The sequence below is a fragment of the Fimbriimonadaceae bacterium genome (genome assembly GCA_019638775.1).
Classification (GTDB): Bacteria; Armatimonadota; Fimbriimonadia; order Fimbriimonadales; family Fimbriimonadaceae; genus JAHBTD01.
In genome coordinates this window covers 488,662-504,615 of sequence record JAHBTD010000001.1, presented here as the reverse complement: position 1 = coordinate 504,615, position 15,954 = coordinate 488,662, and the positions used below count along the sequence as shown (strand labels likewise).

Annotated in this window: 14 protein-coding genes; 11 read left to right on the top strand and 3 right to left on the bottom strand. The window is 49.9% G+C overall.

Features of this window, described 5'->3' with window-relative positions; genetic code table 11:
- Positions 1 to 25: 25 nt before the first annotated feature.
- Together KF784_02310 and KF784_02305 are read left to right on the top strand one after the other, a co-directional pair.
- Positions 26 to 262 (top strand): hypothetical protein, encoded by a 237-nt coding sequence (locus tag KF784_02310; protein ID MBX3117870.1) that lies wholly within the window; start codon positions 26 to 28, stop codon positions 260 to 262.
- Positions 228 to 1,352, top strand: coding sequence for a hypothetical protein (locus KF784_02305; protein MBX3117869.1), 1,125 nt, complete (start codon positions 228 to 230; stop codon positions 1,350 to 1,352). The genes KF784_02310 and KF784_02305 overlap by 35 nt, the downstream gene beginning before the upstream one ends.
- Here the strand turns inward: KF784_02305 and KF784_02300 are convergent.
- Complete coding sequence (locus KF784_02300; protein MBX3117868.1) at positions 1,336 to 2,406, bottom strand: hypothetical protein; 1,071 nt, start codon at positions 2,404 to 2,406, stop codon at positions 1,336 to 1,338. The two genes, KF784_02305 and KF784_02300, sit on opposite strands and share 17 nt — an antisense overlap.
- A gap of 124 nt (positions 2,407 to 2,530) precedes the next feature.
- Between KF784_02300 and KF784_02295 the strand changes: the two genes are divergently transcribed.
- Complete coding sequence (locus KF784_02295) at positions 2,531 to 2,833, top strand: hypothetical protein (GenBank protein MBX3117867.1); 303 nt, start codon at positions 2,531 to 2,533, stop codon at positions 2,831 to 2,833.
- A 103-nt stretch (positions 2,834 to 2,936) separates the two neighbouring features.
- Here the strand turns inward: KF784_02295 and KF784_02290 are convergent, their stop codons facing one another.
- Positions 2,937 to 3,968: a hypothetical protein gene (locus KF784_02290; protein MBX3117866.1), complete on the bottom strand. Its 1,032-nt coding sequence runs from the start codon at positions 3,966 to 3,968 to the stop codon at positions 2,937 to 2,939.
- 311 nt (positions 3,969 to 4,279) lie between these two features.
- On the opposite strand from KF784_02290, the gene KF784_02285 reads away from it, so the two are divergent.
- The 7 genes from KF784_02285 (at position 4,280) to KF784_02255 (ending at position 10,501) form a co-directional block, all read left to right on the top strand.
- The gene (locus KF784_02285) at positions 4,280 to 4,522 is read left to right on the top strand and encodes a hypothetical protein (protein MBX3117865.1); all 243 of its coding nucleotides are present in this window, start codon (positions 4,280 to 4,282) and stop codon (positions 4,520 to 4,522) included.
- A gap of 340 nt (positions 4,523 to 4,862) precedes the next feature.
- Complete coding sequence (locus KF784_02280) at positions 4,863 to 5,108, top strand: hypothetical protein (protein MBX3117864.1); 246 nt, start codon at positions 4,863 to 4,865, stop codon at positions 5,106 to 5,108.
- 4 nt (positions 5,109 to 5,112) lie between these two features.
- Positions 5,113 to 5,406, top strand: coding sequence for a hypothetical protein (locus KF784_02275; GenBank protein MBX3117863.1), 294 nt, complete (start codon positions 5,113 to 5,115; stop codon positions 5,404 to 5,406).
- 347 nt (positions 5,407 to 5,753) lie between these two features.
- Positions 5,754 to 6,416, top strand: a complete 663-nt coding sequence (locus KF784_02270) for a hypothetical protein (protein ID MBX3117862.1) — start codon at positions 5,754 to 5,756, stop codon at positions 6,414 to 6,416.
- Positions 6,413 to 8,842 carry a hypothetical protein gene (locus KF784_02265; protein ID MBX3117861.1) on the top strand — a complete coding sequence of 810 codons (2,430 nt, stop codon included), beginning with the start codon at positions 6,413 to 6,415 and terminating at the stop codon, positions 8,840 to 8,842. Before KF784_02270 ends, KF784_02265 begins: the two co-directional genes overlap by 4 nt.
- Before the next feature lies 1 nt (position 8,843).
- Positions 8,844 to 9,257 carry a hypothetical protein gene (locus KF784_02260; protein MBX3117860.1) on the top strand — a complete coding sequence of 138 codons (414 nt, stop codon included), beginning with the start codon at positions 8,844 to 8,846 and terminating at the stop codon, positions 9,255 to 9,257.
- A gap of 380 nt (positions 9,258 to 9,637) precedes the next feature.
- On the top strand, positions 9,638 to 10,501 hold the full coding sequence (locus KF784_02255; GenBank protein MBX3117859.1) for a hypothetical protein: 864 nt from the start codon (positions 9,638 to 9,640) through the stop codon (positions 10,499 to 10,501).
- Between the two features lie 607 nt (positions 10,502 to 11,108).
- On the opposite strand, the gene KF784_02250 is transcribed toward KF784_02255, so the two are convergent.
- Positions 11,109 to 13,295, bottom strand: a complete 2,187-nt coding sequence (locus KF784_02250; protein MBX3117858.1) for a DUF2961 domain-containing protein — start codon at positions 13,293 to 13,295, stop codon at positions 11,109 to 11,111.
- Positions 13,296 to 13,402: 107 nt separating this feature from the next.
- Between KF784_02250 and KF784_02245 the strand changes: the two genes are divergently transcribed.
- Positions 13,403 to 15,181: a hypothetical protein gene (locus KF784_02245; GenBank protein ID MBX3117857.1), complete on the top strand. Its 1,779-nt coding sequence runs from the start codon at positions 13,403 to 13,405 to the stop codon at positions 15,179 to 15,181.
- The last annotated feature ends 773 nt before the right edge of the window (positions 15,182 to 15,954 follow it).

The window sequence follows — 15,954 nt, the reverse complement described above, 5'->3', positions numbered from 1 at the left end:
CTCCCTCAGCAAAGCTAATAGTGCAATGGAAGTCCTCCTCAAAGGGGGTTATCAGCATGTACTGGGCATGTTGCCAGACACTGTAACTCAGGCGCGGATTTCTCAGAACACCACGGGCAAGGGCTTTTTGGAGGCCTTTGGTGAGGCAGGAATGGGGCAGCTGAGAGAGCTTGTCTCTACCAAGTATCTGACGGGAGTCGAAGAGAACGGGGATCGCTCGGCGGGCGATGCAGGCGGGAAATGTTGCGGTTCCTTGGCCTAAGGAGTGGCTGGCGGCGAAGGCGCGGCAGTTCAAGGTTGATCCTTCGGTGATGAAAGGGATGCTGGATAAGGCGGTTAATTATGTGCGTAACAAGACTGAGCACAGGTTAAATGCTAATCAAAACTATAGCGGCTCATCTACAGCAGATAATACAAAAAGCAACTACGTTGACCAATCGAAAGGTAATAGGGACAAGCGACAACGTCAGCACAAGGGAACTCCGAGTGACGACTTCCTTAGGAATAAGAGAGCCAATTTTTCGGGTGTCATTGACCAGCGTGATATCACGGAGAAGGCACACACTCTTGAAACACCAATACGCGATAATTCAGCAATCACTCTTGAGCATGGCCTAAGCTATGATTCAAACAATATTCCTAAAGTGTTTGAAGTGCAAGAGAAAAATGGTCGAGCGCATATCGTATTTCATAAGTCCATGGTAACTTTGTCGAATATGCCTGAGATAATGATAAATCAGGTCGATGCAACCGATGCTCGCTGGCTAACACTGGAAAAAGCAAGAAGTCATAATCTTGATGCGGAGTCATACAAAAAGCATCGCCTGAAGGAGATGAAAGAGCACATCCGCGACTCAATGGTGTATGTTTTCGAATTCCCTGCAAATGGCCCAGTGACTCATTTGGCGAGTAGCGGGATTGATAAAATCACGTCAAAAGTTAGAAATCCGCTTAGCATAGTAGCTATCGAAAATATAAAGGAATTAGCTGATAATGCAACTCTGATATCCAGCAGGAAGCCCAAAGAAGGTATAGATGACACCGTCAAAAGAGTCGATACTTACGCAACTGCCATGAACACTCACGGAAAAAGAGTGTTAGTAGTATTTACAATAAAAGCCTTCAAGGGTGAAAGTAATGCGCATCGAAAAGCTACACAGGCTTTGCACCAAATGGACGTGCTCGACTTTAGGGATGGGCTTAAATATCTGTTTGAAAAAGGCCGGGATTATGATCCACTAGTCAAAAAGGCTAACCAATCCTCAAGAATTCCTTTATATGAAGTGCTGGGTATAGGCCCGCTAACAGATCAATCTTTTAATTTTCTTGATCTTGTCAAAAAGAAAGTGTGATCTTGTGCTGGTCAACACTAAACTCTTGATTTAGCGTGTTTGATTCCAATGCAAGAATCTCTTTTCTGTCCACTAAATACATTTCTTTAGCGGCTTTCTTTCGGTGAAACGGATAAAAAATGAAATTAAAGTCTCTCCCTTCTTCCGCATCCCAGAGTTCATACTCTGGTGGCAGCAATAGCGTAGGTCTATTAAGGGAAAGTCCTAGTGCCGGTTTCGACGTTTCATCGCCTATAAGGGTAGGTTTGATTGTGACATGCAACTCAACAATGCCGTAAGAAGCCGTGCGTGATCTAGGCGAGATGCTCTTAAAATTGTCAAATTCGATTTCTGAATGATTGTGTGTAAATAGGGCATCCCATTCACCAGTGGCGACGTCTGCGAACGCATAATATTTGTCATAAATGATAGTGATGCTACCGTTGTGTTCAACTCTTAGAGCTTCGCATACTTTGTTTTTGGTGCAAATAATCTCAACCTTCTTGGAAGTCAGTAGCTGACCAATATCCTCAGCAAATGGAAAAATGAACTCGGCAGGATCTCGCAGAGTGCTCAAAAAGGATTTGTCGTGAAGAAGTGTGGGTTCAACATATGGGTACATATGTTTTATGTATTCCGATTTCGAATAATAGTCGCAAAGTACGTTGCTGTCAATAATTACACTGGCATTAATGCCGCACATTGAAACTAAATGCAAAAAAAGCGATTGTAACTTGTCTCTAACGGGACATGTGATAACAATTAGGAGCTTGTCGCTCTTTCTGATGCGAGTACTAATGTGCTGAGTGATGCGTTGTACGTCTGATTCACGAATTGTATGAGCTCTAATGCAACTTATCAGCCAGCGGCAGCCATGACCATCTGGCTCAGTTTCACTGTGGCCTATCCAGTCGATATATGCATCAAGATACTGATGGTCCGCACGCTCGAAGGATTCCCAAACGCGAAAATTGATTAGCAGCGCTCGTGTCATGGAAACAATACCTGGATATCCAATCCTGTAGAAATCTGGCTTGTTTTGGGCCATATACAAAACCTCTGCTCGCTGCTGCATTTATCTTGGTAGCAGATCAATCTTGCAGAACAGTATACATGACTCTACTACACGGGCTGTGATCTGGGGCTTTCGCTAATTGAGAATTGCTGGGATGACCTACATATGAGGGGTTTATGCTGAGTTGAACTCCGAGAAGACTCGGTGGCGGGGTAACGGCTTGGGAGTGCCGACGGTTGAGCAATTCGTGCGGCATTTCGAGCGTTATGTCCGCGACGGGAAGGCTTCAAACGCGCGGCTGGAGTCAGCATTTCGGAACTTTCGGGTCTGGCTGAAGGATATCTATCTTCAGCTGAAGGGGACTCCGCTGGAGAACAGGATTCCGCGTGAGGTTAAGGCTAAGTTCGACGAGCTTCTTGGCGGGCATCTCCCTGGCGGGAAGGATTATTTGGCGTGGCAGGAGCATGGGCGGATGCAGTTCCTGTGAGGCTGGATTGGAATGCTATTCAAGGCGGAGGCTCCATGGCCTCAGGATTAGGTGGGTGTGGGATAAGTTTGAGGACGTGATGCAAAGGTCCGATAGGATCACTCTAGATATCAGGGTGAAACAACTGTTTGAATTGTCTTTCTTGCGGCTCAAATACTTGAATTCTGGCGCACTCTGGCAGGCATAGAGAATGACTTCGCTTTTTTAGCGGGTAGCCAATGATAGAAGTCTCACTGAACGTAAAAATAGAATCCTCGGTTTTACGCATGTGTATCGTAGGAAGGTAAATACCATCCTTTGGCGAAGGGGCTGTGATTTTTTCTATAGCAGAAACCTTTATAAGAGCTTCGATTTCAATGAGATGCCGATGTGGCTTCGGTTGTTTTAAGAATTGATTTAGCACCAGACTTTTGAGCGTGGCGTCCTCTGATACATCAGGATTTGAAAGATCGAACGAAAAAATGGCATCCCATTTTAGCGTTATAGGATCAACCGATGCGTAGTATCGTCCATAGATCACAGCAAGGTCACCATTAGGCTCTCGTCTAATCAGGTTATATTCGAGTTTGTGAGAGTCATTAGTGTGTTTGCCGGTGTTTATGTAAATTGAATAGTCAGCAAAGCCGATATCACCGATAATTGAGGAGATTTCGTCTTTTCCTTGTGTCAATGACTCAATAAAGAGATTCTTTTCAAGGTTTGCCATCTCTAAGAAGGCGCTGGCAATATTCCATTTCTTGACGTCCAGTCCTGATGACAGGAGATTTGACTCCGACAGAATCGTGACTTCAGTCTGATCATTGTCAGTAAGCAACGATCGTATGTAGTGTTCAATGTTGGGCTTGAGACTGCATGTGAATGCTAACACTAGAGAATCATAATTCGAGCGTGCGTTTCTGAGATTGCTGGCGATCCGGTCACAATCTGAACGTCTGACATAGTGCAGTCTATGACAGCTTATGGCCAATCGCTTGACGCATGAGTGAGTCTCGTCGCTCGTGTGCGCAACGATATTGATGCCTGCATCTATCAGGTCGGGGGGAGCCTTTTCGAATGTGATGCCAGGATATGTTTCTGACAGCAGGGCACGAATGAGCTCGAGAAATCCTCGAAAGCCGAGTTTGAACAAGTCCATTGTTGCGGTCCTCGCATGGATTGGCAGAGTCAGTTTGCTCAAGCCAAATTGCAGGCACACTGAGTTTAGCGCAACAAGTCCGTTGCAGTATAGTTCTGTCTGCTATTATAGGATGGCGTGTTACAAGGTGGATGTTGAGGAGTTCCAGCTAGCTGAGGTCACAGCCTTTTTCTTGGTCCGATAGTATGGGTGGAGCAATTCTTATAGGTCCTCGATCCTGGGGAGAAGCGGGCGATGGCCTCAGGATTAGATGCGTGCGGGATAAGGTGGTAGAGATGCGTGTTCGGGGCAGCTGATATGAGGAGTAGCATATGCAGGGAAGGAGAGAGTACGAGATTTCGAATATGGACTACCATATGGTGAAGTATCTCCGATGGCTTTACACGAGGTCAAAAAAGGGTGTGAGGGCGGGGTTTTACGCGGATTATCCAGAGGTTGGGAAGCTAATCGGCCTGCAACCGGACGGAAGTCTGACAAAGAACTGGGTGAACCCCAATCCGGAGACTCCCTCATTCAAGGAGGAACTCGCTTCCAGGCGTCAGGAAGAGGAGTAAAGGGAGCCTTTCTATACCGAGCGCCGACGGCTGAGAGCAGTGCTCAGGTAAGGCTTTTCTGCACCAAGAGGTGGGCGGCGGTTTGGTCTTGGAAGGGGGGCGGGATAGGACGTATAAGACGAATAAGACGAATAGGACGGATAGGACGGATGGGATAGATAGGACGGATGGGATAGATAGGACAGTTAAGACTTATAAGACATGTAGAACATATAGGACATAGGATTGATTAGGAAGGCAGAACATGCGGGCAGGCAGGTTATGTAGGGCAGAGATACAGATGGGCGAATAGGCGATGTGAGAGATGTCAAGAGAATTGACCAGTCGCAGAGGCGGTTGGATGCAGGAGAGACGAGGTCGCTTTAAGGCGGCCTCTTTCTATTTTAGGAGCATTGAGATGGAGATGAGTTGGAGGGCAGTGGTCGTTGGTGCGTTGGCAGGGTTATTGAGCGCGGCAGTGGTCGACGTGAACGCCTGGGCGCGGGCGGAGGGAGATTTTGACTGGAGTTTGGCTGTGCGGAGGTGGGTGGCGGGCGCTGTCACCGGAGCTTCGGCGGCCCTTGGGATATCAGCAACGGGAGTGTAGAGCAATGAAGATCGATATGGTGTTTCGACAGATTCCGACGGCGAACAAGGACGCGCGTCGGATTGCGATGTTTGGTGCGGCCGTCTCTCAGAAGGCGCTTGAGATGGGTGTGGCAGGGGGGGATTTGGAAGCCTTCCTTTCGGCTGCGGCTGTGCTTGTCTACAAGTGGATCGATCGGGGGAGGAAGCTTAGTTTGATGGACTTGTTCCGCGATCCTTACAAGGAGCTGCGTGATGAGACGCGGCGGTTTGCTTTGGAGTGGGAGTTGGATGAGGGGTTTCGGAGGGAGATGGGGTGAGGCCGATTTACGATTTGTGAATTACGATTTTTGATTGAGATGGGGAGATTTGTTGCGCGGTTGTGGGAAAGTTTCTCGCAAAGGCGCAAAGGCGTGAAGGCGAGGGCAAGCGGATAGAAAGGTAAGACATATAGGACATGTAGGACACATGGGACATGTAGGACGTGTAGAACATACAGGGGAATAGAGAGGCAGGTTTTCGTCCGGCGGCTGGCTTCAGGCTGATATGGCTTGCCAGAGGGAAGTGGATTATGCGGGACAGGGGCTGATATTTAGAGAGCTGAGAATAGGTTGCAAGGCAGAAGGGATGAGCTTCCTTCTGCCTTTTTGCTGCGCGAGGGGTACTGATGAATTTATCGATCTATGCGAATCTGGGCGTTGGGGGCGAATCGGGTGTTGGGGTTGAGGATGCCGTTCGGTTACGGAAGCGATTTCCTTCTTTGGCGACTGCGGCGGAGAGTCGGCTGCGGAACCGAAAGCAGCGGCTGGAGAAGCAGATACGCCAGCTTGAGGGCACTGGAAAGTCGGCAACGGCGCTACGGCAGGAGCTGGCGAACGCGTACAGCGCGCTCAAGCCTTTTGCAAGCGATCCTTTGCGACAGGCGACCGCTGAGGAGAGGAAGAGATATCAGCGGTATCTGGAGATCTCGCGCAGCTCAGCGGATCAGCTTGGCATGCGGCTGCACCGAGCGAACCTCGACCTTGAGGACTATCGGTCGGAGACGAAGGCGGGGCGAGCGTCGGGGTTTGGCGGTCGGACAGTGCGAATGGTCGACGGGAGCGTGGAGCGCTGGGACCTTGTGACGGACCAGATAGCGAAGGCTCTGGGCGTTGCTGTGCGGGATGTGCCGAGGCTGGTTGGGGGGATCGTTATTCGCCGCGAAAGCCTTGCCCAGGCTGAGAATAGACTAAAAGAATCTGCAAGACAAACTTCTCTACAACAAGCTCATGAGAAGCTTGAGCGATTCTACCGAGAAGCTGGTGTGCCGTCCAACTTCGCGAGAAGATGAAGAAAGACTCAAATCGGCAACAGCTTATTCACGATGCGACAAGCCCTGTTATTGGAAGCAGCGTCACCAAGCAGGACAAGCGCGATATTGCGATCGCAAGGGCACGATTGGCGCTGGACAATTTCTACGCGCAAGCAGGGGTGACGAAAGAGGCTCACGAGCAACTTAAGCGCAGCCCATTGAGGCAACAACTCACCCACAATGCGACAAATGGCTATACAGGTCCATACCCGTCAGAAAAACAGAAAGCGCTGAATCGGAAAAATGCGGTTGCTAATGCACGCAAACTTGCAGACGACTTTTATGCGCGAGCCGGCCTGAGTACAGAACAGAGAGCCGATGTCAAACGCAACGCGCAACGGCTTTCTGAGGCGACCGCAAAAGTTCGTGGGCAGGACCTGACTCCTCAAACCAGTTTTGAAAGAAAGTTTGGCTCCGGGCGTGTTGGCGAGGAACTCGCGACCAAACTAGCCAAACAAGAAAGGGCGGAGTATGAATATAGAGTCAGAAACTTAAACAGTCGTGACTTCGATCCTGAATGGAAAAGTCCGACGGAGCTTGAAATTGACAGAGAAAACTTGCGCCGCTATATGACAGGCGAAGACTCAGTCCAAGAAAGTATTGAACAAGCGTATCGAGAAGGCAATTTCGCCGCAAGGCCTGTCTACCACAGCGCTCAAGCCCTTGGCTTTAGCGATGAAGATCTAAGAGGCAAGACTGTCGGACAAATGGCAGAAATGGCTTCTGACCGGATGGTCGATTTGCTGCAACTCAGTGGAAAAATTCAAGACCCGCTCCTAGGACTCAAGGAGACTCTCCCTGGAGGCAAATGGGCCAACGATCTGGCAACTCATCTAGGGGCACAGTTAATAACAAGTCCGGGTGATGTGGCCATGGACATTCTGGCATTCGCTGACCCAAGCTCGAGTATTCAGGATCGTGCTGGAGCGGCAGTCAACTTACCGCTCAAGGTTCTTTCGATTGACGTTGGTGGGCCGCTGCTGAAGGGTGGAGGCAAGGCCCTTAGGTACGTTATCAACGCTGGGGACATAGAGTTAGCTAGACGTGCAACGGGTTTAGGCCGAAAAGAAGTTGCGAATGCTATCGATGATCTTTGGAGAGCGCAACGACAATCACATCGATCTTTGCCAGACCTACCCGTACATGCTCCATTCACTAAATCAAAAAATCAGAAAAATGAAATAGCTAATTCGCCAGTTAGGAAAATCACTGACGAGCTTATTGCGGGCTATAAATCTCACTTACCGCCAAAAGTAAAGAGCACTTACCGCGAACAAATCGAAGCTGGAAGACAACTTGAAGCGTTTGGTCCAACAAAGCGCAGCACAAATGATTTGTCGGTTTCAGGAGCTTACGATTCAAGTGATGCAGGCAAAAAATCGACAATCTTTCCGGGAAGTCCCTTTCGATCATGGGACGACGCAGTGCCTGTGATTAAGACCTATTTGGGCGGCAAGGTTGAAGTCCTGTTTGATTCCGTCAAAGAGCCGCTAGTCAAAAAAGGCTTTGCAGAGCTAATAGGACTCTATGTGCCTACTACTCGCCATGTCCTTGAAGCAGTACAAATTGTACGGGACGGTGCCGTGGAAAAAACATTCATAGTCTATATGAAAAAAGGTAGAATCATTGACACTGAGGTATACTCTATGCGGATTCCCAGGAGAACAGTGCATATCGAGGCAGGATATGTTAACGAAAGGTCCAAAGCGTTAGGCGCGGACGAAGTGTGGATTGGACACAATCATCCAGGCGGAAAAGCCCGTGCATCAGAGAAAGACATTCTATCGTCGATAATGAATGCGGAGGGTATAGAGAATTACAAAGGAGATATCATCACGAATCATAATGAAGTAGCGCACATTAAGAGTGATGGGTCTGTGCATATGTATAAAATTAAAAATGAGAATCTTAGGAAGGGCTTTGCCCTTTGGCCAGGGTGGCTGAAAGCAATAAATCCAGATCAAGCTACTTTCGAAGTTATGCCGGAGGTTGCAAGAGTGATAGCATCGGTTAAAAAGATAAAGGATAAGATTGTAGTCGTGGCAACTACAAGCGAGAATGAAATAGGAACGATGTTTACATTGAAAGAAGGAGTTTTGTCGACAGATGCGGAGGCACTTATGGCGGGGGCTATTTCTGGCAGGGCGAGACACAGCGGCAGCAGTAAAGTTTTCATATATCTGCCTGTTGACAATCCAGCACGTTTAAGCAGGATTGAAATGGAACGTTTAGCTCGTTTATATAATGATAATATTATCGATACTGTATATAGCGCGAATGGTATTGACGTTATCGAATATATAATGTATAATACTAATATAAAGGTTGAAGTGAAGCCAAAATATCTCTACGGTAGACTTCAGAAAAAGCTAGAAAGCCGCGCATTAAGAAGAGGTGGGCGTTGAAATGAAGAACCGTCCTCTTGTTTTGGTAATGTATAAGCAGTGGAAGACTTTCAGGAAAAATAAGCTTCCTACAAGCAGCAAGAAAATGCCTAAGTGTGTTAATTATTATGCAGATGATGAGCCACATCCTATTAATAGATATCCCAAATTGCCTCCGCCGCGTAGCAAGGCAGAGATTATAAAGGATATTTTTACAAATTACGAGATTCGAGGTTGGTTTTTGTTGATGTATATTCCATATCGGTTTCGACGTTTGATGTATCCCAATCGCGACAAAAAAATTTTTCGGTTTCTTTGGAAGCTAGGATTGAGACAGCAAGCATATTATTTTTATCTTTGCACAGCTTCAGGGGGGTATTCTCTTGTGTTTGAAGAAGAGTGGAGTGATGATAATATATTTTTGTCAAAATTGTAGTGGTAGATTCGTATATTGTCTTTTATTGTTTTTATTGGAGGATAGAATCGCTAAATGTAGAATCTATGATTCGTAAGTCTGGCATAGTACAGTAAGTGTCATGCACTTAAAAGTGCTTTTGTGTTTTTGCCTAAATATAGAAGTATAACTACAGGCTAAGACGAGAATCTGAGTAGGCACTTATGCGGCACATCAATAGGCATCAATTTTAGCAATGCTTTTTAGTCCGGTGAGCAGAAGTCTATAGTCCTGAAGATTGGCTGGTCTTCGTCATGATGGTTTGAGTTAGGACATACAATGCGTCAATCGTTGACATGATGCCAACGATTGACACTCGCATACTTGCTCAAGTAATGAGGCAGGTCAACTGGAAGTGTTGTATGGCAAGGGGTCAAAGGCATCATCTTAAGAAGCTTGCAGAGGAGGCGTTGCGGGAGGCGCTGCCTTCTTTGCGGGCGATCGCGGTGGAGGGGAAGACGCCGGCGGAGCGGATGAGGGCATTCGACCAGCTGAGGCGGGTTGGGTTTGACGATGAGAAGCTGAGGGCGGTCAAGGCGGAGACAGAGGCAGCCGCTGGCGAGTTGGAGAAGCCGATCTGTCTGTGGCCGGAGCCATATTGCGAGCCTTGCTTTGAGAGCGCTTGGGGATTTCTTTGCGAGCTGCAGACTTGGAATGAGGCGGCGGGGGAGGAACAGGACTTCCCTCAGTTTGACTATCTGAGAGAGTTTGCGCGAGAGTGGTGGGACGCTTGTGAGGCGGGGCGGATGCTGGTTGTAGAGAAGAGCCGGCGGATGGTGGTGACCTGGGCGGATCGAGGGCTGACCCTGTATCGGCTTGGGCTGAGGCGGACCGACTGGCTGCTTGCGGGCGAGGACTTTGAGAAGGCGGCGGCGCATGTTTGGCGGCTTCGGCACTACTATGAGAACCTTCAGCGCCGACGTCCGGAGTGGGGGCTTCCGGACTGCTTTTCGCTGCGCTATGAGGGGTCGCGGTATCTGAAGCAGTTTGGTCTGACGAACGGCTCGATCTGCAAGGCGATCAACAGCGATCCTGAGGGTGTGCGGGGCGATGGGGTGGCGGGGGTGACGTTTGAGGAGGCTTCTTCGTATCGCGAGCTTTGCAGCATGGTGGCTCAGGCGAAGATCATCACGCGGAATGCGGCGGGGCAGAGAAACGGGTTTGTTTGCCTGATTGCGAATGCGAGCTTGAGTCCGGATTGGCAGACGGTTAAGGGGGCAGGCTGAGGCCGGAAACCCTTGGCGCGGCGGGCGCGTTAAAGATTGACGTGAAAGTTCTCACTACGGCAGGTTGGATAGTTGGAAGCTTTGCCCTACTTTTTTGGCTATGTGGCTTTACGTGCAATGCTTTGGATCGATCGCTTATGAGTTGGGAGTTGAGGGCTAAATATACGTCTCCTCGCAGAGATCACATTCTGGGCGTTGCTGAGCAAGCAGGTTCCGCGACTGATGGCTACGACACCAGCATTCACTTGCTGTCTCCGGGTGAGCAAGTCGATATAACAAATCGAGTGTATGTTGTTCCAGAGTTGCAGGAGCTGCGAGTGGCCTGGGTGTCAGATTCAGTGGTTCATGTTTTTGTTCGCGACGATCGCATTAGAGGGAGTGAGACGCTTGTGTGGGATGGCGTTACGATTAAGCTATTGTCGCAGGAATGATTGGGTGGGGCTGCTGTGTGGGATAATGTCCTTTAGATAGGACAGATAAGACAGATAGGACAGATAGGACAGATAGGACAGATAGGACAGATAGGACGGATAGGACGGATAGGACGGATAGGACAGATAGGACAGATAGGACAGATAGGGCAGATAGTTTATTGGGGGGCATGCGATTATCCATACAGTGTTGGGTTACTGCGCCAGTCTTTGTCTTTGTCGTGACCGAACTTGATGACGCGGGGGCGGCGCTCTCGGAGCCGTACGGATTCAATACCGAGGTAGTAGCCGGTTGAGAGCGGGTTCTTGCCGACACATTCGAGCCGGAGGATGTAGATGCCGGGTTCGGGCCAGAAGTCGAGGAGGTGGACTTCCGTGCTGGCGATGTCTTTGGAGTAGAGGTCGATGGGGTTGCCAAGCTTTACGGGAGTGGGGCGGAGTTGGAGATTCTTTTCACCAGAGCTTGTTGCAAAAATGGATGAGATTGCTGTAAGCCACACCCTCTCCCTGTTCACTGCGTTCTTAGCCTCCCCCATCAAGGGGGAGGAGAGTTCCCAGCCCGCTACCGCCCGATCAGATATTTGCACTGGGGTTATGAGACCTCCCACCCCTGCCCCTCCCTCCTCCGACTTCGTCGCAAGAGGGAGGGAAGATGGGACTGGGCCGATCAGATATGCCTGGTATTGGCCGAAGTCGTAGGAGGTGGTGAGGTTGAGAACGAGGCGGAGGGGCTCCTTTTTGGTCACTGTGATTGGGATTTCGAGCCAGGCGTTGCCCGGATTGAGAGTTGAGCTTAGAGTGTCAGATATGGAACGGAATTTTTTCGTAGAAGCACTAACGTGCCAAGGGAATGTAAAGGCGTAGGCTTGCTGATCACCCTCACCCAGTTCGCTGCGCTCACTGCCTCCCCCCTCAAGGGGGAGGAATTGGTCACGAGAAGATTGGGGTGATGTGCTTAGAGTGACTGATCGTGCGTTTTGACCATGAGCGAGACGCTCATGGGACACACGGGCGGGACGCCCGTGCCACGCCATACCGAGAGCGAGACGCCGGTGCCAAGGTTCGTCAAGAGCGGGAGACCCTTGCCACGCGATGTCTGACTCAACTTCCTCCTTTGGGGGCATGTAAAGGAGTTGGGGGCCTTCGTAGAGGCTGAGCTGCTGGATGACGGCGGGGCCGACGCCTCGGTATTTAGGGTCGGTGAAGTCGCGGGCATAGGCGATCACTCTTTCCAGCGATGGAAGTTTGCGTTCGGGGCCGGAGGGTGCTCTGGCTGTGAAAGTGGACGGGCCAGCCTGGTACCAGAAAGCGACGCTTGAGTAGTCGTCTTCGCGCTCGTTCCAGCTGGTCGATTTGTAGTCGGGGTTTTCGTCTGGGGAGATCCAGCCGAAGTGTTCGAAAGTGACTTTGATTCCTTTCTCGAAGACGATCGGGTCGGTGATGTGCCAGCGGTAGGCGCTGGTGTGACCGCCGACGATGCCCCATTGGTCGAAGTAGGGGACGCCGAAATAGGGGGTGCTTGTGGTTTTGAGGCCCCAGGCGGAGAGGAAGTAATCCTCGGTGCCCGTTCCCCAGATGGAAGCGCGGGATTCGCAGTCGATGTAGATCTTCTCGTCGCCTTCGCCGAACCAGGATGGCGAGCGCGTTCGGACGGAGAGGACTGTGCCGACGTAGTGGCCTTTGCCTTTGGTTTCGAGGACGGTGTAGTCCTTGCCGGTTTCGACGGGGTACTCCTGTCGGTATTGAGCATAGAAATAGGGCGTGTCGGCGGGGATGGACTTCTTCTTGATCCAGTCGATATTGTAGTAGAGCAGGTTGATGGGCTTGTCGCTTTGGTTGACGACTTCGACCTTGGCGGACTTTTTGAAGGGCATGTGCCAGAAGCAGTTGTAGGAGTCGGCGTCTTCGACGATGACGGGGAGGCTGACAACGGAGCTCCGCTTTCCGAAGGCGTTTGCGAAGAAGTCGCCGACGGGGGCCTCGACAGCGGGTTTGAGGTTGCCGTCCCAGTAAATTCTCAAGAGCATTTCCGAGTGATTTGCAGAACCCTTTGGCGCCCAAGTTTGGGGTTCGGGGCCGAGAAATGTGAACCACATGTGTGTGATCACTCCGGGGCCTTGCTCATCCATGAGGACGTGGGTTTGGCCGGGCTGGACACGGAAGTTGTCCCAGTTTGATTTTTCTTCAAGGTCGCCCTTTGGGAAAGCTCGAGAATCGTATTTGCCATCTTTGCCTTCTCGGAAGGAGGATGTTGCACGACGGCTTTGGCCCTCTTGGGGCTTTGCCAGTTCGGAGAGGGAGCCGCTTTGTGCGATGGCGAAGACCGCGCAGATAAAGGCTAGGGCGATGAGTGCGTTTTTCATCGGTGGACACCTGGTCGTATGAGTGTAGCGGAGGTCTGTCCTCGCCGGGAAGGGGTTATCCGGATTCGGCTACCGTGCAGTGAGATTTGAGAGATAGAAAGGAGAGAATGATGCCAAATCAGGGAGTTTATAGTGGTCGGAGGGTAATTGGGCTGGTGTATGGTCCGCCTGCGAAGAAGGTTGAACTGGACCCGGTGTTCATGCGGTTCGCCGGTCGGACGGAGACGGAGCGGCGGAAGGCCGATCCGCGTACGCTTGAGGGTGCGATGGCGGTTGTGGACCGGAAACTTGGGCTGAAGGGTGAGCGGCGGAAGATTGTGCGTGAGTTCTTGGTTTGGGGTGGTGAGAAAGTGACCCCTGAGCGTCTTGAAAGAGCCGTTCATATGGCGCAACTCGGCCGGTTTGATGTCATGGATGACTTTAACAAAGACTATCGTCGTGCTAAGATTCCACTTGAGATTCAACAAACTGGCAAGTCTGCTGACAAGTCTACGGTCACAAAGGAACCCGGACAACGAGGTAGAGATGTCCCAAAGTCCGTTGAGGGAGGAATCGGTCAATCTATCGGTGGAATCGGTTCAGCAAACAGTAGGAATAGTATTGTCACTCTTGAGCAGCTGACAGGCAGAGGACCATCAAGAAAGACGCCTTCGCCATTTAGCACCGCTGCGGCGAACGTCAGCCGCAATCTTGGGACCGGTTTGGTTGACTGGGCTCAGCTTACGGGAAATCCAGACGCCGAGACAGTTGCTCGGAATCGTGTTGGCACGTTGGCTCATGCAATTGGCGAACTGGATCGCGTCTATGGCGCGGGTTCTTCTCCGATGGCTCGCGAACAGATTATAGATCAGCTTGTACGCTATTCGACTGGTGAACTTGGCACGCATATGGGTCTCAAGCGTGCCGCTCGTGGCGAGATTAGCTTGCTTGATGCGTTTGAACAAGACATGCCCAGCATCAAGTTGGGCATCGACCTCGAAAATGAGCCCTTAAGGATCAAAGAATTGCTCAAGCGGCAAGGAATTGATCATCCTGCCACCAGCGCTGCGGTCGATACTATGTACGGCATTGCTCGATCTCCTGGCAGCCTGGGGCCAACTGCCAATGCGCTCATTGAAGATCCTGCGGAGTTTGGGCGAAATGCTGTACGGTCCTTTACGGATGTATCCGGCTGGGAGCCGTTCGACAACAAAAGAAAAGTGACTCCAGAGGAACAGTATGGCTCGGGCTACAACTGGCTACTCGCTTTAACTGGGGCTTGGAGTAAGGCGAGAAGCACTTACAAGTTAACCCACATACCATTCGGCAAGGAGCCGGAAGTCAACATCAATAGACTGCGATCTGGCCTGCCAGTAGAGAGCAAAGACATCACGGTCAACAAGCCCATCATAGCTCAGGTCATCCGTAAAGCAGCCTTATCAGATGGAGCAATTCAGATAGTAAAAGTAGATACAAAAATATTTGGAAGCCTAAATGATCCTGAAAGTGTATTTTATAATGCTAGGAGCTATATTAGACATAAGATTCCGGAAAATCTTAAAGTTACCATTAAATCGACTGGCGAAGAAATCGAAGTATCAAAGAGCGGCTACAAACATGGAACAGCGCATAAGAATCCAAAGAAAATGGTGTTAGTACCGTACATTAAAAGTCTAATGGAAAACGCACGCTACCTGTACTCGGTGCCTCTAAAGCCCGGTCAGGCTTCGAATGTTGTTGCATTTCACATCTACGGAACTCTGGCGTCAGATGGGAGCAACTTGTTTAGCGTAATTCTTAGAGTAAAAGAATATACAGATGGACGCAGGTTTTTACGATTGGGGCGGGGAGCAGATACTCAGTCCATTCAAGCAACCTTGAAATGGTGCAGTGTATCTAAGCAATGATGCCAGGCGCGTATCGCACCTCTCGGGTGAACCCGAATCAGGTATGCACATCTGCCTGGCATGTATAGCGTAGCAGAAAGTATATACGGATCAGGACTTAAGTCATGCCGCAAGAATCAACCATTCCCCCTATGCTTTGCATCATTTCAATCTTGGCGGCGTGGGGCTATCTTGGTCTTACAGGTTCTGCCTACATCAGAGAAGCATGCGATTCTTGATCAGAAGAGCATCATTGACGATTAATAAATATGCTACGTAACAATCAATATGAAGTGAGACCGCAATCCCAAAAGGACGAATATCTTATCAATGCATGAGGTAGGAAGCTAAGGAGCTATGAAATGAGGAGAACGATAGCGAGGCCCTTGGATTGAGGACTCAACACCGACACCTGATGGAAGACTTGCATAGCCCCCAGGCAGACGTCCGAAACGACCCGGCGTCATTATTCTATCGCATCGCGCACGAAATCTCTCGAAAATCCGAGAAGCTTAGGCGAATAGAAGCCAGCTCGCCTGACGCGCAAGGAACGCTTGAGTAGGCGATGGGTCAGATCACCTCAATTTTAATAGTCTGACTCCTCAGCACAGACAACAGGTCAAAGATTATTTGCACAAATATGGCTGAACAGACAACATGAGTCAACTGTTGATTGATGATGTACCTGAGCTTCGGACCCGGGAAGGCTTTGCCACAATGCCTGAAATGGTATGCAGCTACAGTCAGATCGTTGAACATAGGTGTCTTAGTGGAAAGACTACGTTAAAGGCAGT

Bases quoted from the DNA above. Each gene is read 5' to 3' on its own strand.
- KF784_02310 (MBX3117870.1), top strand. From the start codon at position 26: ATGGAAGTCCTCCTCAAAGGGGGTTATCAGCATGTACTGGGCATGTTG.
- KF784_02305 (MBX3117869.1), top strand. From the start codon at position 228: ATGCAGGCGGGAAATGTTGCGGTTCCTTGGCCTAAGGAGTGGCTGGCG.
- KF784_02300 (MBX3117868.1), bottom strand. From the start codon at position 2,406: ATGCAGCAGCGAGCAGAGGTTTTGTATATGGCCCAAAACAAGCCAGAT.
- KF784_02290 (MBX3117866.1), bottom strand. From the start codon at position 3,968: ATGGACTTGTTCAAACTCGGCTTTCGAGGATTTCTCGAGCTCATTCGT.
- KF784_02285 (MBX3117865.1), top strand. From the start codon at position 4,280: ATGCAGGGAAGGAGAGAGTACGAGATTTCGAATATGGACTACCATATG.
- KF784_02280 (MBX3117864.1), top strand. From the start codon at position 4,863: ATGCAGGAGAGACGAGGTCGCTTTAAGGCGGCCTCTTTCTATTTTAGG.
- KF784_02275 (MBX3117863.1), top strand. From the start codon at position 5,113: ATGAAGATCGATATGGTGTTTCGACAGATTCCGACGGCGAACAAGGAC.
- KF784_02270 (MBX3117862.1), top strand. From the start codon at position 5,754: ATGAATTTATCGATCTATGCGAATCTGGGCGTTGGGGGCGAATCGGGT.
- KF784_02265 (MBX3117861.1), top strand. From the start codon at position 6,413: ATGAAGAAAGACTCAAATCGGCAACAGCTTATTCACGATGCGACAAGC.
- KF784_02260 (MBX3117860.1), top strand. From the start codon at position 8,844: ATGAAGAACCGTCCTCTTGTTTTGGTAATGTATAAGCAGTGGAAGACT.
- KF784_02255 (MBX3117859.1), top strand. From the start codon at position 9,638: ATGGCAAGGGGTCAAAGGCATCATCTTAAGAAGCTTGCAGAGGAGGCG.
- KF784_02250 (MBX3117858.1), bottom strand. From the start codon at position 13,295: ATGAAAAACGCACTCATCGCCCTAGCCTTTATCTGCGCGGTCTTCGCC.
- KF784_02245 (MBX3117857.1), top strand. From the start codon at position 13,403: ATGATGCCAAATCAGGGAGTTTATAGTGGTCGGAGGGTAATTGGGCTG.